Source organism: Thioclava sp. (assembly GCF_048263065.1).
Taxonomy (GTDB): Bacteria; Pseudomonadota; Alphaproteobacteria; order Rhodobacterales; family Rhodobacteraceae; genus Thioclava.
On record NZ_JBLXEM010000009.1, the window covers coordinates 46,345 to 67,400 of the forward strand.

A 21,056-nucleotide genomic window follows, 5' to 3' on the forward strand; every position below is an offset into this window, starting at 1 on the left:
AAACCTCAGGGCCCATCAGAGGCCCATTACCAACCGGGAGTTACACGATGAACCGCAGATCCTTCTTGAAAACCACTGCCGCGACCACCTTGGTCGCCGGTGTCGGCCTGCCCGCATTCGCCGCTGACGAGCCGCTGAAAATCGGCTTTATCTATGTCGGTCCGGTGGGCGATATGGGTTGGTCCTATCAGCACGATCAGGGCCGCAAGGCGATCGAGGAAAAATACGGCGACAAGGTGCAGACCTCGTTCATCGAGAGCGTTCCCGAAGGCCCCGACGCCGAGCGCGCACTGACCCAACTTGCCCTTGCTGGCAACAAGCTGATCTTTGCGACCTCGTTCGGGTTTATGGATGCGACCATAAACGTCGCCAAGAAGTTCCCCGATGTGAAATTCGAACACGCGACGGGCTACAAATTGGCCGATAATCTCGCGACCTATGACGCGAAATTCTATCAGGGTCGCGCCATTCAGGGCACTATCGGCGGGCGCATGACCAAGACCAACAAGATCGGCTATATCGGCTCGTTCCCGATCCCCGAGGTCTATCAGGGCATCAACGCCGCCTATCTGGCCGCCAAAAAGGTCAACCCCGATGTCGAGATGAAAGTCGTTTGGGCCTACACTTGGTTCGATCCCGCGAAAGAGGCCGATGCCGCCGCAGCCCTGATCGCCGATGGCGTGGACGTGCTTTTGCAACACACCGATTCCACGGCACCCCAAGCCAAGGCGCAAGAAGCTGGCAACGTGATCACCTTTGGTCAGGCCTCGGATATGTCGGGCTTTGCACCCAAGCCGCGCGTGTCCTCGACGATCGACAACTGGGCCCCCTATTACATCCAGCGCGCAGGCGAAGTGATGGACGGCACCTGGAAATCTGAAAGCACCTGGGGCGGAATTGATACCGGCATGGTCGAGATCGGCGAGATTTCCGACGCGGTTCCTGCCGAGGTCAAGGCAGAGGCGCTCAAGCTCAAGGACGACATCGCTGGCGGCACCGTGCATCCCTTTACCGGGCCGCTGAACAAGCAAGACGGGTCGGTCTTCCTCGCGGATGGCGAAGTGGCGACGGATGAGCAACTGCACGGCATGACGTTTTATGTCGAGGGGATCACCGCAGAAGCCCCCAAGTAAGACACCCTTACTGATATGATTCGGAAAGGCCGGTGCCCAGCGCTGGCCTTTTTCTTACAATTTCGCGTGTGTCGGACAGTCACTTTCGCGTTAGGCTTGTCGATAAGCCGGTTTCCGCGCAATGATGGGTTGACCGGCGCGCTTGACATATTCAAAAATCTGCATTCAACGGGTGGTCAAGCAAAAAACCGACATCCGGGTAATGGGAGGAATCAAAACTATGGCACATATCGTGGTGCTTGGCGCGGGCCTTGGCGGCGCTATCATGGCTTATGAGTTGCGCGATCAGGTTCGCACAGAAGACGAAATCACTGTCATCACCAAAGAGGAGAAATACCACTTTGTGCCCTCCAACCCCTGGGTTGCTGTTGGCTGGCGTGATCGCAAGGACATCACCGTCGATCTTGCACCGACGATGAAGAAAAAGAACATCAACTTCATTACGGTCGGCGCCAAGCGTGTGCACCCCGATGACAACAAGGTCGAACTCGATGACGGCCGTGAGATCAGCTACGACTACATCGTGCTGGCCACCGGCCCTGAACTGGCCTTTGACGAAATCGAGGGTCTCGGCCCCGAGGGCTTCACCCATTCCGTCTGTCACGTCGATCACGCCGAAGCGGCGAAGATCGACTTTGAGAAATTCTGCAAGAACCCCGGCCCGATCATCGTGGGGGCGGTGCAAGGCGCGTCCTGCTTTGGCCCGGCCTATGAGTTCTGCTTCATCCTTGATACCGCGCTGCGCCGCGCCAAGATCCGCGATCAGGTGCCGATCACCTTCGTGACTTCGGAACCCTATGTCGGCCACCTCGGGCTTGATGGCGTGGGCGACACCAAGGGTCTGCTGGAATCCGAGATGCGCAACAAGCACATCAAATGGATGACCTCGAGCCGCGTCAAAAAAGTCGAAGACGGCACGATGCATGTCGAAGAGATCGCCGATGACGGGTCGATCAAAGCGACCCACGAAATGCCGTTCAAATATTCGATGATGCTACCGCCCTTCCGCGGCATTCCCGCGGTCATGGGGCTTGAGGGTCTTGTGAACCCGCGCGGTTTCGTCATCGTGGACAAGCACCAGCGCAATCCGAAATACGCTAATGTCTTTGGTATTGGCGTGGGCATCGCGATCCCGCCGATGGGGCCGACCCCGGTGCCTTGTGGCGTGCCGAAAACCGGGTTTATGATCGAATCTATGGTCACCGCGACCGCCCATAACATCGGCAATATCGTGCGCGGCAAAGAGCCTGATGAAACCGGCACTTGGAACGCGATCTGCCTCGCCGATTTCGGCGATAGCGGGATTGCCTTTGTCGCCCAGCCGCAACTGCCCCCGCGCAATGTGAACTGGTCGAGCCAAGGCAAATGGGTCCACCTCGCCAAGATCGGGTTCGAGAAATACTTTATGCGCAAAATGCGCAAAGGCACCTCCGAGCCCTATTACGAGAAGTTCGGGATGAAAATCCTTGGCATCGACAAGCTCAAGGCCGTCAAAAAGACCGACGTTTAAGCTTTCAAAACGATTTGCGGGAAAGGCGGGCTTCGGCTCGCCTTTTTTCATGCGCGCCGCTTAATCGCCCCGCAGATGCAGAAAAGCGGCGCAAGCGCCGTTTGTCTGATCCGCAAAAAGGGGGATAAGTGGTGGCAAAGGGGGATAAGTGGTGGCGAGGGGGGGACTCGAACCCCCGACCCCACGATTATGAGTCGTGTGCTCTAACCAGCTGAGCTACCTAGCCACTGCGTGCGCTAACTAGGCAAACCCGCCCCCCCCGTCAAGGGCGTTTTGCACGAAAAGGTTCTCTCCTTCTGCGTCAGATTGGCGATTGGCGAATGCGCGACGAGCCGCTAGGCATGGGGCCATAAGGAGAGAGTATGCAAAATTCCGCCCCCCTGCCTTTGACCCGCGATCTTGTTCTTATCGGTGGCGGGCATACGCATGCGCTGGTTCTGCGGATGTGGGGGATGAACCCGCTGCCGGGTGTGCGCCTGACCGTGATCAACCCGATGCCCTCTGCGGCGTATTCGGGCATGCTGCCGGGCCATATCGCGGGCCATTATGCGCGCGACGAGTTGCAGCTCGATCTCGTCAAGCTGGCGCGCCATGCGGGGGCGCGGCTGGTGCTGGGGTTCGTAACCGGGATCGACCGCGACGCGCGCGAAATCCATGTGCCGGGGCGCGCGCCGATGGCCTATGACGTCGCCTCAATTGACATCGGCATCACCGCCGAGATGCCCCAGCTTCCCGGTTTTTCTGACCATGTGACCCCTGCCAAGCCGCTAGATGCGTTCGCCGATGCTTGGGCCGAGTTCCTTGCAACCGCCCCCGCCAATCCGCGCATCGCCGTGGTGGGCGGTGGCGTGGCCGGGGTGGAACTCGCAATGGCTTGCGCGCATCGCCTGCCCGGCGCTGAGGTCTCCGTCTACGAGGCCGCGCCGGAAGCCCTACGCGCGCTTGGCTCGGGCGCACGCGCACGCATGCTGGCCCATGCCGCGCGCCTTGGCGTGACGATTGAAACCAGTGCCGCGTTAGAAGGCGCGCGCGCGGGCGAGGTCGTGCTAACAGGCGGGCGCAGCGCCAAGGCTGATTTCATCATCGGCACGGGGGCAACGAAACCCGCCGACTGGCTGCCCGACACCGGGCTGGCGTTGCAAAACGGCTTCATCACGGTGCGCCCGACCTTGCAAAGCTCGGACCCGTTGATCTTCGCCACCGGAGACATTGCCGATCTGGCCTACGCCCCGCGCCCCAAGGCAGGCGTTTACGCCGTGCGTCAAGCCAAGCCGCTGTTTCACAACCTGCGCGCCGCGCTGTCTGGCAAAGCGATGCGCGACTATCACCCGCAGCGCGATTATCTCAAGCTGATCTCGACGGGCGGCAAGGGGGCGGTTGCCGATAAATGGGGCCTGCCGCTGGATGGCAAATGGCTGTGGCGCTGGAAAGACCGGATTGATCGCAAGTTCATGGACCGCGTGCATGATTTGCCCGACATGCCCGCGCCTGCGCTACCCGCCGCACGCGCGCTGGGAATTGAAGATGTGCTAGGCGACAAGCCACTCTGTGGCGGATGCGGTGCGAAACTGGGCGGCACCGCCCTGCGCACGGCCTTGGCCGGGCTGCCCGCGCCCGCGCGCGACGATGTGCTCTCGGGCACGGGCGATGACGCCGCTCTACTCGCCCATGAAGCGGGCGCGCAGGTCTTTACCACCGATCATGTGCGCGCCTTCACCGAAGACCCGTGGATGCTGGGCCGCATCGTCGCTCTACACGCCATGAGCGACGCTTGGGCGATGGGCGCAACCCCGCAAGCCGCGCTCGCCCAAGTCACCCTGCCCCGACAATCCGAAGATATGGGCGCGCGTGCCTTGGCCGAGATGCTAAGCGCCGCCGCGCAGGCCTTTGCCGAGGCAGGCGCTGATCTGGTGGGCGGGCATACCTCGATGGGGGCTGAACTGACTTTGGGCTTTGCCGTGACGGGGCTGTGTGCGCGTCCCATCGGGCAGGATGGCGCAAAGGCTGGCGACCGTCTGATCCTCACCAAGCCGCTTGGCACCGGGGTCATTCTGGCCGCCGAGATGGCGAAAGCCGCGCGAGGCGAAATTGTCGCACACGCGCTCGACTCAATGGCGACCAGCTCCGCCAAGGCCAGCGCGATACTTGCCCCCGTAACCCGCGCGATGACCGATGTGACCGGCTTTGGCCTCGCGGGGCACCTTCTGGGCCTGTGCAAATCGTCAGGTGTATCGGCTGCAATCAATCTGGACGCGGTGCCGCTGCTGGAAGGTGCCTTGGCGCAGTCAGAGGCAGGTCAGCACTCCACGCTATTGCCACAAAACATCGCCAATTGCGCAGGCCATATCACCGCTCCGCCGGGGCCGAAAAGCGAGCTGCTCTATGATCCGCAAACGTCGGGCGGTCTGCTGGCCGCCGTGCCAGCCGATCAGGCAGGCGCGGTGCTAAAGGCGCTGCACGCCGCCGGATACGCCGCCGCCGATATTGGCGAGATCACCCCCGGTCCGGCGATGCTGCGAGTCAGCTAGGCGCAGCTTGGGCAGCCTTGATCACCTGCGCCGCCAAACCCGCAATCGCATCAGCCTCAAGACTGGAAGCCTCGATAACCTGCTCGTCAAACGCCTGCCGCGCACGGTGTTTTTCATACCGCGGGTCATAGTGATCGGCCATCAATTCGCCCGCCAGCGCGGCGAATTCCCCCGCCGCCGCCTGCGCCTGCCAACGCTCGATCCGCTCAGCCGCATGAAACGGACGCAGCTTGTCGATTACGGCGCTCAGGCGCGCGCTGTCGGCGGTAATATCGCCATAGGCGCGTGCCAGATACGCCGCACGCTCGGCCAGCGGCGCTTTGATGCGAATGCGCGGCGCGCTGCAAATCGCGCCCCAAATCCCCTTGGGCAATTGCAGATCGCCGATTTTCGAACTTTCCGCCTCTAGCAACACCGGACGCGCCGGATCAAGCGCCGTAATCGCGCGCGCCAGCCGCGATTCGAAATCCTTCTGGCTGCTCTGCCCGCCCTCGCGCGCGCCAAATAACGAGCCGCGATGATTGGCCAGCCCCTCAAGGTCGATTACCTGCGCGCCCTGCCCACCAGCCGCCTTAAGAATATCCGTTTTGGCCGACCCGGTATTGCCATCCAGTACCACGACCGGGCACGGCATCGGCGCGGCGCAGGCCTCGACGACCAGCCGCCGCCACGTCTTATAGCCGCCTTCAACCAACTCGGCGCGCCAGCCCACTTGGCGCAGGATTGTGGTGAATGACCCCGAGCGCTGCCCGCCTCGCCAGCAATAAACCAACGGACGCCAGCCGCCATCCTTCTCTGCCAGCGCCTCGCGCAGATGGTGCGCAGCATTTTCCGCAACCAATGCCGCACCGATCTTGCGCGCATCAAAGGACGACACCTGTTTGTAAATCGTGCCCACCCGCGCACGCTGATCGTCATCAAGCACCGGCAGGTTTATCGCACCGGGGATATGATCCTCGGCGAATTCGGACGGGGAGCGGACATCAATAATCGTGTCGAAATCCAGTTCCGCAATCTGCGCGACAGAGTCGAGTTGCATTAGTAAACGGTCACCGGCGTGCCAACAGGGACCGTGTTGAACAGCGCGATCACGTGATCATTCACCATTCGAATACAGCCGTTGGACACCGCATGCCCGATTGAGCTGGGTGATGTCGTGCCGTGAATGCGGATCGCCGTGTCATGGCCGTTTTGATACAGATACATCGCGCGCGCGCCCAACGGGTTTTGCGGCCCGCCCGGCATCCCGTCGGCATATTTCGCGTAATGCTCGGGGCTGCGCTCGATCATCTCGGGCGTTGGTTTCCAGCTTGGCCATTCGACCTTGCGCGCCACCACGGCCTGACCGCGAAACTTCAACTCGGCTTTACCCACCGCCACGCCGTATCGCATCGCCACGCCCGGCGCGATGATGTGATACAGGAAAAACTTGTCCGACACGATGATAATCGAGCCGACCGCCAGATCGGGTTTCACCCGCACCTTGGTCGGGTAATATTGCGACCCGATAGGCCAAGTCTTGGCCGTCTCGACCTCGACATTGGCAGCTTGCACAGAGGCAGGCAGACCCGCAACAGACAAAGCGGCGAGCGAAAGAAGAAAGGTGCGGCGATCCATCGGCAACTCCTGAAACTCCGCAAATACATAGAGGTTGCGGCAAAAACTTGAAGACGAGGCTAGCAAAGCCACCCCGTCCTCTCAAGTTCTCGAGGGCCAGCAATGCAGATAAGACCGCCAGCGTGACCTATCCGCCTTACTTCTGGAAGGCGCAGCCCGATTTCACGCCGAACTTGCCGAAAATCCAAGCGGCGGGGCAAAATCCGCTAAAAGCCGATTGCAGCAGGTTCGCGCCGATAAAGGCGGTGAACCACAGCCAATAGATCGAAACAAACGCGCTCAGCAGCACGGAAATCAAAATCATGACGCCAGCAAAGGCGAAAATGGCACGATCGAGGTTCATGGGAAGGCTCCACATAGGAATTTCTGTTGATGAAGATTTAACACCGTCTCACGACAAATTCAATAGTTCGAATGTGTCCCGCGACGCTTGACCGCATCCCCTGCCCGCATCACATCAAGCGCAGGAGCGTATCTATGACCAAAACCTCGTTCACCATCGACGCGATGCATTGCGGATCCTGCACGGGCCGGGTCGAGCGCGTGCTGATGGGCGTGCCGGGCGTGCATCAGGCAAGCGCCAACCTGATGGCGCGCCGGGCCGATGTCGAATTTGACGCCCCCGCGACGCTGCCCGATCTGCTTGGCGCGCTGGACGCGGCGGGCTACCCTGCCACGTTGGGGACTGCGCGCCTGGACATCGAGGGCATGACCTGCGCCAGTTGCACCGGACGGGTGGAGCGCGCGCTGATGGCGATGCCCGGTGTCACCTCCGCTAGCGTCAATCTGGCCACGCAATCTGCACAGGTCAGCTATATCGAGGGCGCGGTAAGCCCCGATGATCTGGCCAAAACCGTCACCGACGCGGGCTATTCGGCGCACCGGGGCGATGCACATACCGCCGCCCCCGCCCCCGTCACGCAACGCCAAGCCGCCGAGGCCGCACGCCTCAAGCGTCATTTTCTGATCGCACTGGCGCTGAGCCTGCCGGTGATGATGCTGGCGATGGGCGGGCACTGGGTGCTGGATCAGCATATCCATCACGGCGCGCCGATCTCGCTGGCGATGCGGATCAACTGGTGGGTCCAGCTTGTCTTGAGCGCGCTGGTGCTGGCCTTTCCGGGGCGGGCGTTCTTGCGCGTCGGCATCCCGGCACTGCTGCGCGGCGCACCCGAGATGAACTCGCTCGTAGCGATGGGGTCGCTGGCGGCGTTCCTTTACTCAACGCTCGTCACCCTGCTGCCCTACGCCCTGCCCGCCTCTGCCCGCGTCGTCTATTTCGAGGCCGCCGCCACCATCGTCACCCTGATCTTACTGGGCCGCTGGCTGGAGGCACGCGCCAAGGGCCGTGCAGGCGAGGCGATCTCGCGCCTCATCAGATTGCAGCCCAAAACCGCGCGCGTGCAAACGCCAAACGGTATCGAAGAGCGCCCGATCAGTGCCCTCGCCACCGGCGATATCTTGTTGCTCGCACCGGGCGAACGCGTCGCACTGGACGGGGTGATCACCGAAGGCGCGGGCCATATCGACGAAAGTATGCTGACTGGAGAGCCAATTCCGGTCAGCAAATCCGAGGGCGACGCGATCACCGGCGGCACGATCAATGGCGAAGCCGCGCTCAGCTATCGCGTGACCGCCACCGGAGGCGATACCGTGCTTGCGCGCATCATCGCGATGGTCGAGACGGCGCAGGGCGCGAAGCTGCCCGTGCAGGCGCTGGTAGATCGCGTGACGCGCGTTTTCGTGCCCGCGGTGATGGTGCTGTCGCTTAGCACCTTCGTAATCTGGTTGCTGGCGGGGATGGGGTTCACCCATGCTTTCGTCGCCGCGATCTCGGTGATGATCATCGCCTGCCCCTGCGCAATGGGGCTGGCGACACCCGTTTCGATTCTGGTGGGCACCGGACGGGGCGCGGAACTTGGGCTGCTGTTCCGGCGCGGTGACGCGCTGCAACGGCTGTCCGAGGTCACGATCATCGGCTTTGACAAAACCGGCACGCTGACCCAAGGCAAGCCCGCGCTGACAGATCTGGTCCCGCTCGCAGATCTGACCGAAGACCAAATCCTCGCGCTGGCAGCAGGGGCCGAGGCGCGCTCGGAACATCCGCTGGCGCGCGCAATTCTTGACGCTGCTGGCGCGCGTGACATCGCCCACGCACCGGTCAAACGCGTCAAGGCGCTCGCGGGCATGGGGCTGCGCGCGCAGGCCGAGGGCGCGCAGCTATGGCTTGGCAACGCGCAAGCAATGGTGCAGGCGGGCGCTGATATCACCCCCTTTGCCGCAGACGCCAAGGCGCTTGCCGCCAAAGGCCGCACGCCCGTCTGGATGGCGTTTGATGATAAACCGGTTGCGCTCATGGCGCTGTCCGATCCGATTAAACCCGAGGCCCGCGCCGCCATCGACGCGCTGCATCGCGCAGGCGTGCAGGTCGCAATGGTCACCGGCGACACCCGCGCCACCGCGCAGGCCGTGGCCGATACGCTAGGCATTGACCGGGTGGAGGCCGAGGTGCTTCCTGACGGCAAACGCGATGCCATCGAGCGGCTGCGCAGCGATGGTCTGGTGGCGTTCGTAGGCGACGGGATCAACGACGCCCCCGCGCTGGCCGCCGCCGATGTGGGCCTTGCCATCGGCACTGGCACCGATGTCGCGATTGAGGCTGCGCAGGTCGTGCTGATGGGCGGTGATCCCCAAGGCGTGGCGCGCGCGCTGACCCTGTCGCGCGCGGTGATGCGCAATATCAAGCAAAACCTGTTCTGGGCCTTCGCCTATAACGTGGCGCTGATTCCGGTCGCGATGGGCGTGCTGGTGCCCTTTGGCGGCCCCGGCCTCTCGCCGATGCTGGCGGCGGGGGCTATGGCGTTTTCCTCCGTCTTCGTCGTCTCCAACGCGCTCCGACTTCGCCGCGCTGCAAGCTGATCGGCGATTGCACGCCGATGCGCGCCAAGCCCCCTTTTCCTTAACGCGCATCTAGGGCTTTGCTAGCGCCAGATCATGCCGGAGCACCTTATGCTGTCACGCCGCCTCATCTTACTGTCCTTGGCCAGCCTTGCCGCGTGCGGAGGCAGCCCGCATCCGCTGCCCAAACCCGATCAGAACATACCCCTGCACCGCAACGAAACGCCGCAACTGCGCGCGCTGATCAACAAGTATTCCGATCACTACGAGGTGCCGCGCAGCCTGACGCATCGCGTGATCCAACGCGAAAGCCGCTATCATCCCAGCGCGCGCAACGGCCCTTATTACGGGCTTATGCAAATCCTGCCGCAAACCGCGCGCGGTATGGGATTTCGCGGTAGCCCGAGCGATTTACTCGATGCCGAAACCAACCTGAAATACGGCGTGAAATATCTGCGCGGCGCATGGCTGGTGTCAGATGGGTCGCAGGATCGCGCCATGACGTGGTATGCGCGCGGCTACTACTACGAGGCCAAGAAACGCGGCCTGCTAAAGCAAACCGGCCTGCGCTAAGCTAATCCGCAGCGCGCGTGTCAGGCGTAGGACGCTCCGCGGGGAGTATTTAGGGCTAGATGAAAGTGCGGGCGGTCCCGCTTTCATCTAGCCCTAAATACTCCCGCCAGAGGCATCCCGAAAGTGCAACGAGCGCGCCCTTACTCAGAGGCGCGCAACACCCCCGCCGGGCGCGCGGCAAGCGGGCGTAGCGCAAAGACCAGCCCTGCGACCAGTGTCGCCAACACCCCACCCGCGACAATGATCAGCGCAGGGATCGGCGCGAACTGATAGCTCGCCCCCATCACCAGATCGACGACCGCCCAGCCCGCCAGCCCGCCAAAGGCAATCGCGACCAGCCCCGCCGCCGCGCCCATTAGCGCCGAGCGCAGCGCGAAGCTGAACAGGATCGTGGCGCGCGTCGCCCCAAGCGTCTTGAGCATCGCCGCCTCCCAGGCACGCGCCCGCTCACCCGCCGCCGCCGCGCCGATCAGCACGACAAAGCCCGTCAGCAGCGTAACCGAGGCCGCCAGCGAGGTCGCCCGCGCAATCGCAGAAAGCGCATCGGTGACGCGCGCAATCGCGTCGCGCACCCGGATCGCGGTGATATTGGGGAACGTCTTGGCCAGATCGCGCATCACCTGCGCCTCGGCCTGCGGTGGGGCGTAGATTGTCGCCAGCCATGTGTGGGGTGCCGCGCGCAGCGCCGCCGGGTCCAGCGTCAGCACAAAGCCGATCCCGCCGGTCGAGAAATCGACATCGCGAAACGAGGTGACCTTGGCCGTGATATCGCGCCCGAGAATATTGACCGTGAGATCATCGCCCAGTTTCAAGCCGATCTCTTCGGCCTCCTTGGCCGAGAAACTGGCCAGCGGCGGGCCGGCGTAATCCTTGGGCCACCATGTCCCAGCCGTTAATTTTTCGCGCGGCGTCTCGGAATAGGTCACGCCGCGATCTCCGCGCAGCACCCAGTGTTCACCGCCGACTTTACGCGCATCTTGCCCGTTGATCCTGGTAATCACGCCGCGCAGCATCGGCACGGATTCGACCTTGGTGACAGCAGGCATCTTCGCCAGCAGCGCTTTGAACGGTTTGATCTGATCAGATTGGATGTCGATCACGAAATAAGCCGGCGCGATCTTGGGCAGATCATTAGCAATCGCCCCTCGCAGACCCGCATCGACCTGCCCCACAGCGGCCAGAACTGACAGGCCAAGCCCAAGCGACAAGATGACCGAGCGCGCCTCGGATCGCGGCCCGCCAATCGCCGCCAAGGCCGCGCGCAAGGCAGGCCGACCACGCGCCAAGTGTTGCGCCGCGCGCGCGCCGCGCCGGATTGCCCATGCCGCGACGCTCAGAATCGCCAGCGCCAGCGCGATCCCGCCAAGGCTGGCCAGCGTCAGCCCCCACAGCCCCGAAAACCACGCCGAGACGACGACCAGCACCACTAGCAGCGCCCCGGTCAGCGCCATCGTCGGCCAAGGCGGCAGGCGGCGACCGTTCATCGTGTCACGATACAGCGTCGCCGCGCGCATCGCGGCCATGCGCGACAGCGGCCACAGCGCAAAAATCGCCGCAATCAGCGCACCATACAGCGCCGCCTCGCCCAGCGGGCCGGGTTGCAAGCGGATATCGACCGGGATCGGCAGCGCGTTTTCGATCAGCCCCGAGGCGGCAGACACCAGCCCCGCGCCTAGCGCCAGCCCGGCGACAATGCCCACCACGCCAAGCGCCACCAGTTGGATCAAAAAGGCCGCGCGGATCGTCGCTCCCGTCGCTCCAAGCGCGCGCAGCGTGGCGATTGTGCCCGATTTGCGCTCAACCCAAGACGACACGGTCGCGGAAATCCCCACACCGCCCACCGCCAGCCCCGCCAACCCGACCAGCACCAAAAACGAGCCGAGCCGCTCGACAAAACGCTGCGCGCCCGGCGCGGCGCGGCGGCGATCCGACCACCGCATTCCGGCATCTTTGAAATGGCTTTCGGCCTGACGCTTGGCCAGTGCCAGATCGGTGCCGGGCGGCAGGGTCACACGGTATTGAGTTTCAAACAGCGAGCCGGGGGCCAGCAGCGGCGTGCCCTCAATCGCGCTGAGTGCCACAATCGAATGCGGTCCCAGCGCAAAACCGGTTCCGGTGCTGTCAGGCTCGCGCACAATCCGCGCCATCATCACGAAATCTTGTCCGCCAAGGCGCACTTGATCGCCGGGTTTCAAGCCTAGACGATCCGCTAAGATTGGATCAAGGAAAATGCCGGCGACTCCGTTTTCGCCTTTGAGCGCGGCCCTGCCCAAAGGTGGGTCCAGCACCAGCTGGCCCACCAGCGGATAAGCCCCGTCCACCGCCTTAACCTGCGTCAGCGCGCGCTCGGTCGCGTCCATTCCGGTAGACAGCATCGAGCGGAAATCGACGACTTCCGAGACCGCCTCGGCGTGATCGGTGATCCATTTCAACTCATCAGGCTTGGCGCGCCGATAGGTGAATTCATATTGCGCATCGCCCCCCAGCAGCACCGCGCCCTGATCGCCAAGCGCCGAGGTGATCGCCCCGCGCACCAGCCCCACGGCGGCAATCGCAGCCACCCCCAGCATCAGACACAGCAGCATAACCCAGAAGCCGCGCAGACCCGCGCGCAGCTCGCGCCGGGCGATAATCAAAGCCAGATTCATGCGGGCGCACCCGTCAAAACCAAACCATCGCGCAGCTCAACGATCCGGTCACAACGCGCGGCAAGTTCAGGCGCGTGGGTGACAAGGATCAGCGTCGCACCATTGCGTTCTTGCAGGCCAAACAGCAACTCGATGATCGTGGCCCCCGTGGCAGTGTCGAGATTGCCCGTCGGCTCATCCGCCAGAAGGATCTCCGGGCGCGGCGCGACGGCACGCGCAAGGGCCACGCGCTGTTGTTCTCCGCCCGACATTTGCGAGGGGTAGTGATGGCCGCGATGACCTAGGCCCACGGCCTCCAATTCCGCCTCGGCGCGCGCGAAAGCATCGGGCACGCCGGCGATTTCCAGCGGCATTGCGACATTTTCCAGCGCCGTCATTGTCGGGATAAGGTGGAAGCTTTGGAAAACCACCCCCATATTACCCCGACGAAAGCGGGCCAGATCATCCTCGGACATCGCCGACAGATCATGGCCCAATGCCATAACCGACCCCGAGGTGGCGCGTTCCAGCCCGCCCATCAACATCAGGAGCGACGATTTGCCCGACCCAGAAGGCCCCGTAAGCCCAACGCTTTCGCCCCGCTCGATCGCGATATCGATCCCGCGCAAAATCTCGACCGTGCCAGCATTGCCCGCCAGCGCGAGTTTTGCCCCTTTGAGCGCGAGGATCGTGTCAGCCATGGCCACCTGTCTTTCTTTTGCTTCAAAGGGATATGGGCCGAAAGGTCGGATGCGCAAGCGGTTGGGGGCAGGAATTCTACTCTCAATGCTGCTGACCCTGCCGGCCGCGGCGCAAACCAAAATTCTCGCACTTGGGGATTCGCTGACGCAGGGCTACGGGCTGGACAACCCTGCCGATGGGCTAGTGCCACAGTTGCAGGACTGGCTGCAAGCGCATGGCGCGGATGTGACGGTGGCGAATGGCGGTGTGTCGGGTGACACCACGGCGGGCGGGCGCTCGCGACTGGACTGGCTGCTGACGCCTGACACCAAGGCAGTGATCGTGGCTCTTGGCGGCAATGATCTGCTGCGCGGCCTGCCCCCCAGCGAGGCGCGCGGAAATCTGGATGCGATCTTGGCCGATTTGCAGGGCAAACATATTCCGGCGCTTTTGGCCGGCCTGCCTGCACCGGGCAATTACGGACCGGATTATCAGCGCGAGTTCGACGCGATTTATCCCGAACTTGCGAAAGAGTATGATGCGGTCTTGGTGCCCAATCTGCTGGCGCCGATCATGGCCACACCGCTGGAAGAGCGCGCTAAGGAAGACTTGATGCAGGCCGACAATATCCACCCCTCACCTGCAGGCGTGAAAAAGGTGGTCGCGGCTTTGGGACCCAAGGTTCTGGAGCTGTTGGCAAAGGTGCAACCCGGCAGTTAAAGGCGCGTCCTTGGCCGATCGCAGGAGCCTCCGGCAGGAGTATTTTGAGCTAGATGAAAGAGCTTAGCTGCGCGCGGCGCGACGGTCCATCGCCCAAAGCGCGCCAGCCCCGATCACGCCTAAAACAGCGCCTGCTGCTGCGGCGAGTTCGTAGCCCGCCAAGGCTGTGCCAATTGCAAACACAGCTGCGGAAAACGCATCCCCCGCCAGCTTTTGCAGCGCCATCAGCGAGGCCCCCGCGCCGGGGCGGTTGGACAGCAGGTCTTGCAGATAGGCCATCGGCTGGGTCAGCACGACCGCGCCCCCTGCCGCGCCGGGCAGCGTGAGGAGCCAGACGTAGGGCGTAGGTGCAAGCAGCGGCAGCAGCCCCAGATGCAGCGCGTAAAGGGCCGCCCCCGCCCAGATCAACGCGGTGCGCGACACCCGCCCCACAAGGATCGGCAGCGCCAGCATAAACGGCACTTCCAGCCCCGCGAGAAGCCCCGCGTAAAGCGCAGTATCAGACGCCCCGCGCCCCGGCGTGGCGGCAAAGACCAGCCCCATCACAACCAGATACAGCATCACCGCGCCGTTGATCGTGCCCAGCGCGATGACGCGGCTCAGAATGGGCAGGTTCGCCATTTCGCGCAGGGATTGGCGAAAGGTCAGGCCCGATTTCGGGTCAGGCCAGCGCGTCGCCCCATCACGCGGCCAGAACGCCAGTGTCAGCGCGAGAATTGCCACCCCCAGCGTCAGCGTCACCGGGTAAATCGCCGTCAGTGGCGCGCCATGGTCAAACACCACCGCCCAGATCGGCAGCACCATCAGCCACGGCAGTGCAAACAGCGCGCGCAAGGTGGATAGAATCGCGGGGCGGTCATGCTCGGGATGGGTCGAGGCCGCCAGCCGCGATAGCGCGAAAAGCTGACCAAAGATCGAGGCGGACAGTGGCAAGATCAGCGCATTGGCAATCACGAACACCACCGCATTATTGCCTGCCAGCACTAGCGCTGAACCCGCGATCAGCATCGCGGATGTGCCCAGCGCAATGGCGCGGCGATTGGCGCGCTGATCGGCCAATATCCCAAGTCCCACCGAGGCCGAAACCGACAGCACCGAGGCCATCAGCAACACCCCCGAATAGGCGCTGTCAGACAGGCCAAACACCTTGATCGCCAGCGCCGAAACATAGGGTGCCATCGTCGCCGCATGGGCACCAAACAGCACCAGCAAAACCGCTGCCAAGCGCAGCGCGGGGTCTTTTGCTATCGGGCGGAACGGGGCGAACATACGCCCCCATTGCCCCCGTTTGCGGGCAAGTTCAAGGGGGGCTTAACGCCAGTCGAAAAAGCCCGTGGGGGCCTTGGCCAACAAGCGGCGCGCCAGATCATCGCCCAAAGCCGCGCCCTCGGAAATGGAGCCGCGCCCCTCACCCGAGATCGCCTCGGAGCCATCGGGGCGCAGGATTTCGCCGCGCAACCACAGTTCGTCACCCTCGATGATCGCAAGCCCGGCAATCGGGGTTTCGCAAGACCCGTCAAGCGTCGCAAGATAGGCGCGCTCTGCCGCCAGACGTTGTGCGGTGGGCAGATGGTGGATCGGGGCCAGCAGCGCCTCGCAGCGCGCATCCGATATCCGCCGCTCAATCCCGATTGCACCTTGCGCCACGGCGGGCAGCATCTCTTCCGGCGCTATCGCGGATTTCGCAACCTCGATCATGCCCAGACGAGTCAGCCCCGCCATCGCAAGAAACGTCGCCTCGGCCACGCCCTCTTGCAGCTTTTTCAACCGGGTCTGCACATTTCCGCGAAACTGCACCAGCTTCAGATCGGGGCGGCGATAGGCCAGTTGCGAGCGCCGCCGCAGACTGGAAGACCCCACAACCGCGCCTTCGGGCAGGTCCCCAATTCCGGCGTGGTTAAGGCTGACAAACGCATCGCGCACATCTTCGCGCGGCAGATAGCAGTTCAGGATCAACCCCTCGGGCTGCTCGGTGGGCATGTCTTTCATCGAATGCACGGCAATGTCGATGCGGCCATCAACCATCGCCTCTTCGATTTCCTTAGTAAACAGCCCCTTGCCACCGATTTCCTTCAGCGACATGTCCGCAGCAATCTGCGCGCGATCATCGCCCGAGGTTTTAATCACCACGATCTCAAAAGCGGCCTCTGGCAGGCCATGGGCCGCCATCAGGCGCGAACGTGTTTCATAGGCCTGCGCGAGCGCCAAAGGCGAGCCGCGCGTGCCGATCTTGAGCGGGGATTTCGCATCGGGCATCTGCATCATTCCTCCCGCTTACCCGCGACAGATGGCCCGCGCAAGACGGCGCGCGCTTGACATGGGCGGCAAGGTCGCGATGAAAGGGGCAAAGAGGAGACGCAAATGGCTGAGAAAACGATCCTGCGGGCACTGAATGGTGAAGTGCTGCCGACCCCCCCGGTCTGGATGATGCGCCAAGCCGGGCGCTACCTGCCCGAGTATCGCGCCACGCGCGCACAGGCCGGAGACTTCCTGTCGCTGTGCTACAATCCCGAACTTGCCGCCGAGGTCTCCTTGCAGCCGATCCGGCGCTACGGCTTTGACGCAGCGATCCTGTTTGCCGATATTTTGCTGTTGCCTCAAGCTCTTGGCGCTGATCTGTGGTTTGTCACCGGCGAAGGCCCGCGCCTTAGCACGACCACCACTTCAGCCGATTTCGCCAAGCTGAAAACGAAAGACGACATTCACGACACGCTGGCCCCGATCTATGAAACCGTTGGCATCCTTAGCCGCGAATTGCCCAGCGAAACCACGCTGATCGGCTTTGCGGGCGCGCCCTGGACGGTGGCCACCTACATGATCGCAGGGCAAGGCACCAAGGATCAGGGTCCGGCCCATGCACTGAAATCGCATGATCGCGAAACTTTTTGCAAAATTATCGACCTGCTGACCGAGTCGACCATCGAATACCTGTCCAAACAGGTCGAGGCCGGGGCCGAAGTGGTTAAGCTGTTCGATTCCTGGGCGGGCAGCCTCAAGGGCGACGATTTCCACGATTTCGCGGTTGAACCGACGCGCAAGATCATCGCCGAACTCAAGGCGCGCTTCCCGCAATTGCCCGTGATCGCCTTCCCGCGCGAGGCGGGCGAGGGCTATATCGGGTTTCACGAGAAAACGGGGGCCGATTGCGTGGCGCTCGACAACTCGATCACGCCGGAATGGGGCGCGGCCAATGTGCAAATCGCGGGCTGCGTGCAGGGCAATCTCGCGCCCAGCCACATGGTCACGGGCGGTCAGGCGCTGGTGGATGAAACCCGTCACGTCGTCGAAGCGTTCAAGAACGGGCCGCATATCTTCAACCTTGGCCACGGCATCACGCCCGATGCCGATCCCGAGAACGTGGCGCTGATGGTCGAGACGATCCGAAACGGCTGAGGCGCGCTTAGCGCTGCATGAACACCAGCGCGATCGAGGCCACCAACAGCCCCGCCATCAGCCAGTTAAACGCTCTCAGCCGCGGCCCCGTGCCAAGCCAGTGGCTGAGAGTTTGCCCCAGTCCCGTCCAGATCGACACCGCGATCAGGTCGATGACCACGAACACCGCGCCCATTAGAAGCGCGCCCAAACTGCCGTAAATCGTAGCCGCGCCCAGCGACATCGCCCAAGCCTTTGGGTTCACCCATTGAAACGCCGCCGCCTGCAAAAACGTGAACGGGTGCGTGTTGCTGCCCTGCCCCGGCGCGCCTGACTGCGCGATTTTCCACGCCAGCCACAGCATGTAAATCGCAGCCAACACCGTCAGCCCGTCATGCAGCGCGGGCAGGCGAATGAACACCTCGCCCAGCCCCAGCGCGATCAATACCACCATCCCCCCATGCCCCAGCGCGATCCCCAGCAAATGCGGCACCGTGCGACGAAACCCAAAGGTCGCGCCCCAACTCATCACCATGATATTATTCGGCCCCGGCGTGCCTGCCGCGACGCAGGCAAAACCGAGCAGGGATAGAAACAGACTGTGCATTATCGCTCCTTACCGTACTGTTTTCACTGCAAACAAAATCGCTACCAGTGCCAGCGCAACTGACAAAACACGACCTAAAACACGCGGGCTGGATCGTCAAAAAACCGATGCGTAGCCGCTGCGGCCAACGCGATGCCCGACAGGATCGACACCTCACCCCGCACCGCGTCACGCGTAACAAGAAGCTCGGCAATACCGCGATGTGAAACGCCGCCGCCTTGAGGCTCAAAAGATTGAAGATCAACCCGCCACTGCGGCCAATCCGGGGCGGCGCTGCTCAGACGCGGCAATCAAATCCAGATAGCCATTTCCGGCCCCGGCGTCAGCTCAATCAGAACCGAAGCCAGCGCGAACGCAAACAGTACGTCCAGCGTCAACGCCCCATCTTGCGCCCCTTCCTCTTGATCTAAATATCCCGGGGGTGAATGGCGAAAGCCGAAGGGGGCAGCGCCCCCTAACTACCCGCGCTCAATACCATTTTGCCACGGGCGGCAGGCTCATCAACACCGCATCAGCATTATGCCCGGTCTCCAGCCCGAATTTCGTGCCCCGGTCATAGACCAGATTATACTCGGCATAGAGACCGCGATGGAGCAACTGCGTTTCGCGATCATCCTCAGACCAGTCCTGCACACGGCGTTTCTCGATCAGCGGCAGATAGGCGGGCAGGAACGCCGCACCGACGGCTTGGGTAAAGGCGAAATCCTCATCCCAGTCTTCGGTATTGAGATCGTCAAAAAAAATCCCGCCAACACCGCGCGCACGGCCGCGATGAGGGATAAAGAAATACTCGTCCGCCCAAGCTTTGAAGTGATCGTAATAGGTGCCGTCATGGGCATCGCAGGCGCGTTTCATCTCACCGTGAAAATGCGCGGTATCTTCGTCATATTCGATGCAGGGGTTGAGATCGGCGCCGCCGCCAAACCACCACGCGCCCGGCGTCCAGAACATCCGTGTGTTCATATGCACGGCCGGGCAATGGGGGTTTTGCAGATGCGCCACAAGGCTGATGCCACTGGCCCAAAAGCGTGGATCTTCCTCCATCCCGGGAACCCCGCGCGCTGCCATCGCCTTTTGTGCGCGCGGGGCCAATGCGCCCCACACAGTCGAGATATTCACCCCGACCTTCTCAAATACGCGACCGCCGCGCATCACCGACATCTTGCCACCGCCGTGATCCTCACCGTCGGGGCCACGCCGCTCGGTCGGGGTGACCTCAAAGCGCCCTGGTGCTGCGTCAGAAAGCGGGCCTTGCGTGTGGCTGTCCTCAAGCCCCTCGAATCCGGCGACAATTCTGTCGCGCAGGTCAGAAAACCACTGGCTGGCCTGCGCCTTGCGGGCGTCGAAATCTTCGGCTGTGTCGCTCATCTCGGCCTCCTTGGGGGTTGCGCGATCCATATCAGGGCGGCGCGTGCGCGAAAAGGGCGCGATTGATTGCGCGCCGCGCGCGCATTAAGCTGGGTCAAAGGAGAACTTCAATGCGTCCTGCCCTTCTGTTGATTTCGCTGATCGTATTGACCGCATGCGGCACGCCCCAAGAACGCTGCATCCGCCAGTCCACATCCGAGTTACGCCGCGTCGACACGTTGCTGAGCGAAGTGCAGGCCAATCTTGCGCGCGGCTATGCGTGGCAAAGCTATGAGACCATTTCAAGCCGCTGGGAAGTTTGCGGCACCCGCACGATCAAGAAGGGCGACAAGATCGTCGAGACGCCGCGCATGTGCCTTGAGGATTATACCGTTACGCGCCGGCGCGCGGTGCCGATCGACCCCGTGATTGAGACCCGCAAGCGCGACAATCTTTTGGCGAAAAAGCGCGAGCTGACCGCTTTGGCGCAGCGCCAGATTGCGCAGTGCCGCGCGCTTTATCCCGAAGAAGCCAAATAAGCAGCGCTTCATTCGGGTGGCCCTAATTAAGCGGCCCTTATCTCATCTCTTAAAATGCAGGCACCTGAACGCGATCCAGCAAGCTACGCCCGCCATCAATTTTCACGATCTGCCCGGTGACGAAACTTGCCCCCGACGAGGCAAGATATTGCACCGTTTCCGCCAGCTCAGAGGGCGGCGCGATCCGACCCAGCGGCGTGCCCGCACAGATCGCCTCGCGCCAATCCTCGTTCTCTTTCAGCGTATCTTGCAGCGAACGCGACATCACCGACCCGAACGACACGCCATTGACGCGAATGCGATGGGGCGCAAGCGCCACGGCGAGCGAGCGGATCGACTGATCTTGCGCAGCACACGAAATTGAATAGGCCATCAATCCCGGCTGGGTGATGTTCGAGGCGAGCGAAGAGACATTCACGATCGAACCGATCTCGCCCTCTTCTCGGCCCTCGTCCTCTGCCTGTTTTATCATCCGCTTGGCGGTCATTTGAGAAATCCGCAGCGAGGATTTCATGTTCTTTGCCAGCATGTCATCAAGCACTTCGGTCGACGGGTCCAGCGGATCACAGGGCGCGAAGGCGCGCGCGGTATTGACTAGAATATCAATGCGATCAAAGGCATCGACTGTCGCCGACAGCAGGTTTTTCACCGTTAGTTTTTGACACAGATCGCCTGCGAAATAACGCGCGGGGCCTTCGGATTTTGCGCTTTCGCCCAATTCCGAGGCCATCTTTTCTTCGTCGATATCTGCAAACATCACCTGCGCGCCGCGATCAAGGAAATGGCGCGCAACAGCCAGCCCGATCCCATGGGCGGCCCCGGTAACGATGGCAGTCTTGCCAGAAATGGACAGCGACATGGCTCTCTCCCAATGGGTTAGCTTTGAGTCTGGTGGAGTTTAGCG

General features: G+C 62.5%; 18 protein-coding genes and 1 tRNA gene. 8 read left to right on the top strand and 11 right to left on the bottom strand.

What is annotated here, in order from left to right:
• Positions 1–47 precede the first annotated feature (47 nt).
• Both ACN0SD_RS13165 and ACN0SD_RS13170 read left to right on the top strand, forming a co-directional pair.
• Complete coding sequence (locus ACN0SD_RS13165; protein ID WP_417808693.1) at positions 48–1,133, top strand: BMP family ABC transporter substrate-binding protein; 1,086 nt, start codon at positions 48–50, stop codon at positions 1,131–1,133.
• 220 nt (positions 1,134–1,353) lie between these two features.
• Entirely contained in the window at positions 1,354–2,643 is a 1,290-nt protein-coding gene (locus tag ACN0SD_RS13170) for an NAD(P)/FAD-dependent oxidoreductase (protein ID WP_417808694.1), read from the top strand.
• Positions 2,644–2,792: 149 nt separating this feature from the next.
• Here ACN0SD_RS13170 and ACN0SD_RS13175 read toward each other — a convergent pair.
• Positions 2,793–2,869: transfer RNA gene (locus ACN0SD_RS13175), tRNA-Met, on the bottom strand.
• A gap of 136 nt (positions 2,870–3,005) precedes the next feature.
• On the opposite strand from ACN0SD_RS13175, the gene selD reads away from it, so the two are divergent.
• A complete protein-coding gene (gene selD, locus ACN0SD_RS13180) occupies positions 3,006–5,171 on the top strand; it encodes a selenide, water dikinase SelD (protein ID WP_417808695.1) in 2,166 nt (721 codons plus the stop codon).
• On the opposite strand, the gene mnmH is transcribed toward selD, so the two are convergent.
• From mnmH to ACN0SD_RS13195, 3 genes are all read right to left on the bottom strand, one after another.
• Positions 5,164–6,210, bottom strand: coding sequence for a tRNA 2-selenouridine(34) synthase MnmH (gene mnmH, locus ACN0SD_RS13185; protein ID WP_417808696.1), 1,047 nt, complete (start codon positions 6,208–6,210; stop codon positions 5,164–5,166). The two genes, selD and mnmH, sit on opposite strands and share 8 nt — an antisense overlap.
• Positions 6,210–6,788: a L,D-transpeptidase gene (locus tag ACN0SD_RS13190; RefSeq protein ID WP_417808697.1), complete on the bottom strand. Its 579-nt coding sequence runs from the start codon at positions 6,786–6,788 to the stop codon at positions 6,210–6,212. The genes mnmH and ACN0SD_RS13190 overlap by 1 nt, the downstream gene beginning before the upstream one ends.
• 136 nt (positions 6,789–6,924) lie before the next feature.
• Positions 6,925–7,131 carry a DUF2892 domain-containing protein gene (locus ACN0SD_RS13195; RefSeq protein ID WP_417808698.1) on the bottom strand — a complete coding sequence of 69 codons (207 nt, stop codon included), beginning with the start codon at positions 7,129–7,131 and terminating at the stop codon, positions 6,925–6,927.
• A 134-nt stretch (positions 7,132–7,265) separates the two neighbouring features.
• Between ACN0SD_RS13195 and ACN0SD_RS13200 the strand changes: the two genes are divergently transcribed.
• Together ACN0SD_RS13200 and ACN0SD_RS13205 are read left to right on the top strand one after the other, a co-directional pair.
• Positions 7,266–9,707, top strand: a complete 2,442-nt coding sequence (locus tag ACN0SD_RS13200) for a heavy metal translocating P-type ATPase (RefSeq protein WP_417808699.1) — start codon at positions 7,266–7,268, stop codon at positions 9,705–9,707.
• A gap of 90 nt (positions 9,708–9,797) precedes the next feature.
• Positions 9,798–10,259: a transglycosylase SLT domain-containing protein gene (locus tag ACN0SD_RS13205; RefSeq protein WP_417808700.1), complete on the top strand. Its 462-nt coding sequence runs from the start codon at positions 9,798–9,800 to the stop codon at positions 10,257–10,259.
• A 140-nt stretch (positions 10,260–10,399) separates the two neighbouring features.
• Here the strand turns inward: ACN0SD_RS13205 and ACN0SD_RS13210 are convergent, their stop codons facing one another.
• Both ACN0SD_RS13210 and ACN0SD_RS13215 read right to left on the bottom strand, forming a co-directional pair.
• Entirely contained in the window at positions 10,400–12,907 is a 2,508-nt protein-coding gene (locus ACN0SD_RS13210; protein ID WP_417808701.1) for an ABC transporter permease, read from the bottom strand.
• Positions 12,904–13,587, bottom strand: a complete 684-nt coding sequence (locus tag ACN0SD_RS13215) for an ABC transporter ATP-binding protein (RefSeq protein WP_417808702.1) — start codon at positions 13,585–13,587, stop codon at positions 12,904–12,906. Before ACN0SD_RS13215 ends, ACN0SD_RS13210 begins: the two co-directional genes overlap by 4 nt.
• An 85-nt stretch (positions 13,588–13,672) precedes the next feature.
• Here ACN0SD_RS13215 and ACN0SD_RS13220 point away from each other — a divergent pair, with 85 nt between their 5' ends.
• Complete coding sequence (locus ACN0SD_RS13220) at positions 13,673–14,287, top strand: arylesterase (RefSeq protein WP_417808703.1); 615 nt, start codon at positions 13,673–13,675, stop codon at positions 14,285–14,287.
• A gap of 63 nt (positions 14,288–14,350) precedes the next feature.
• On the opposite strand, the gene ACN0SD_RS13225 is transcribed toward ACN0SD_RS13220, so the two are convergent.
• Both ACN0SD_RS13225 and hemC read right to left on the bottom strand, forming a co-directional pair.
• Entirely contained in the window at positions 14,351–15,556 is a 1,206-nt protein-coding gene (locus ACN0SD_RS13225; protein WP_417808704.1) for a hypothetical protein, read from the bottom strand.
• A gap of 42 nt (positions 15,557–15,598) precedes the next feature.
• The gene (gene hemC, locus ACN0SD_RS13230) at positions 15,599–16,543 is read right to left on the bottom strand and encodes a hydroxymethylbilane synthase (RefSeq protein ID WP_417808748.1); all 945 of its coding nucleotides are present in this window, start codon (positions 16,541–16,543) and stop codon (positions 15,599–15,601) included.
• A gap of 105 nt (positions 16,544–16,648) precedes the next feature.
• On the opposite strand from hemC, the gene hemE reads away from it, so the two are divergent.
• On the top strand, positions 16,649–17,680 hold the full coding sequence (gene hemE, locus ACN0SD_RS13235; RefSeq protein ID WP_417808705.1) for a uroporphyrinogen decarboxylase: 1,032 nt from the start codon (positions 16,649–16,651) through the stop codon (positions 17,678–17,680).
• A 7-nt stretch (positions 17,681–17,687) separates the two neighbouring features.
• Here the strand turns inward: hemE and ACN0SD_RS13240 are convergent, their stop codons facing one another.
• The gene (locus ACN0SD_RS13240; protein ID WP_417808706.1) at positions 17,688–18,266 is read right to left on the bottom strand and encodes a LysE family translocator; all 579 of its coding nucleotides are present in this window, start codon (positions 18,264–18,266) and stop codon (positions 17,688–17,690) included.
• A gap of 468 nt (positions 18,267–18,734) precedes the next feature.
• A complete protein-coding gene (gene hemF / locus ACN0SD_RS13245) occupies positions 18,735–19,634 on the bottom strand; it encodes an oxygen-dependent coproporphyrinogen oxidase (RefSeq protein WP_417808707.1) in 900 nt (299 codons plus the stop codon).
• A 110-nt stretch (positions 19,635–19,744) separates the two neighbouring features.
• Between hemF and ACN0SD_RS13250 the strand changes: the two genes are divergently transcribed.
• Entirely contained in the window at positions 19,745–20,152 is a 408-nt protein-coding gene (locus ACN0SD_RS13250; protein WP_417808708.1) for a hypothetical protein, read from the top strand.
• Positions 20,153–20,201: 49 nt separating this feature from the next.
• On the opposite strand, the gene ACN0SD_RS13255 is transcribed toward ACN0SD_RS13250, so the two are convergent.
• Entirely contained in the window at positions 20,202–21,011 is an 810-nt protein-coding gene (locus ACN0SD_RS13255) for an SDR family NAD(P)-dependent oxidoreductase (RefSeq protein WP_417808709.1), read from the bottom strand.
• Positions 21,012–21,056 lie beyond the last annotated feature (45 nt).

Coding starts and splice junctions, on each gene's coding strand:
- ACN0SD_RS13165 (WP_417808693.1), top strand. CDS start 48: ATGAACCGCAGATCCTTCTTGAAAACCACTGCCGCGACCACCTTGGTC.
- ACN0SD_RS13170 (WP_417808694.1), top strand. CDS start 1,354: ATGGCACATATCGTGGTGCTTGGCGCGGGCCTTGGCGGCGCTATCATG.
- selD (WP_417808695.1), top strand. CDS start 3,006: ATGCAAAATTCCGCCCCCCTGCCTTTGACCCGCGATCTTGTTCTTATC.
- mnmH (WP_417808696.1), bottom strand. CDS start 6,210: ATGCAACTCGACTCTGTCGCGCAGATTGCGGAACTGGATTTCGACACG.
- ACN0SD_RS13190 (WP_417808697.1), bottom strand. CDS start 6,788: ATGGATCGCCGCACCTTTCTTCTTTCGCTCGCCGCTTTGTCTGTTGCG.
- ACN0SD_RS13195 (WP_417808698.1), bottom strand. CDS start 7,131: ATGAACCTCGATCGTGCCATTTTCGCCTTTGCTGGCGTCATGATTTTG.
- ACN0SD_RS13200 (WP_417808699.1), top strand. CDS start 7,266: ATGACCAAAACCTCGTTCACCATCGACGCGATGCATTGCGGATCCTGC.
- ACN0SD_RS13205 (WP_417808700.1), top strand. CDS start 9,798: ATGCTGTCACGCCGCCTCATCTTACTGTCCTTGGCCAGCCTTGCCGCG.
- ACN0SD_RS13210 (WP_417808701.1), bottom strand. CDS start 12,907: ATGAATCTGGCTTTGATTATCGCCCGGCGCGAGCTGCGCGCGGGTCTG.
- ACN0SD_RS13215 (WP_417808702.1), bottom strand. CDS start 13,587: ATGGCTGACACGATCCTCGCGCTCAAAGGGGCAAAACTCGCGCTGGCG.
- ACN0SD_RS13220 (WP_417808703.1), top strand. CDS start 13,673: ATGCTGCTGACCCTGCCGGCCGCGGCGCAAACCAAAATTCTCGCACTT.
- ACN0SD_RS13225 (WP_417808704.1), bottom strand. CDS start 15,556: ATGTTCGCCCCGTTCCGCCCGATAGCAAAAGACCCCGCGCTGCGCTTG.
- hemC (WP_417808748.1), bottom strand. CDS start 16,543: ATGCCCGATGCGAAATCCCCGCTCAAGATCGGCACGCGCGGCTCGCCT.
- hemE (WP_417808705.1), top strand. CDS start 16,649: ATGGCTGAGAAAACGATCCTGCGGGCACTGAATGGTGAAGTGCTGCCG.
- ACN0SD_RS13240 (WP_417808706.1), bottom strand. CDS start 18,266: ATGCACAGTCTGTTTCTATCCCTGCTCGGTTTTGCCTGCGTCGCGGCA.
- hemF (WP_417808707.1), bottom strand. CDS start 19,634: ATGAGCGACACAGCCGAAGATTTCGACGCCCGCAAGGCGCAGGCCAGC.
- ACN0SD_RS13250 (WP_417808708.1), top strand. CDS start 19,745: ATGCGTCCTGCCCTTCTGTTGATTTCGCTGATCGTATTGACCGCATGC.
- ACN0SD_RS13255 (WP_417808709.1), bottom strand. CDS start 21,011: ATGTCGCTGTCCATTTCTGGCAAGACTGCCATCGTTACCGGGGCCGCC.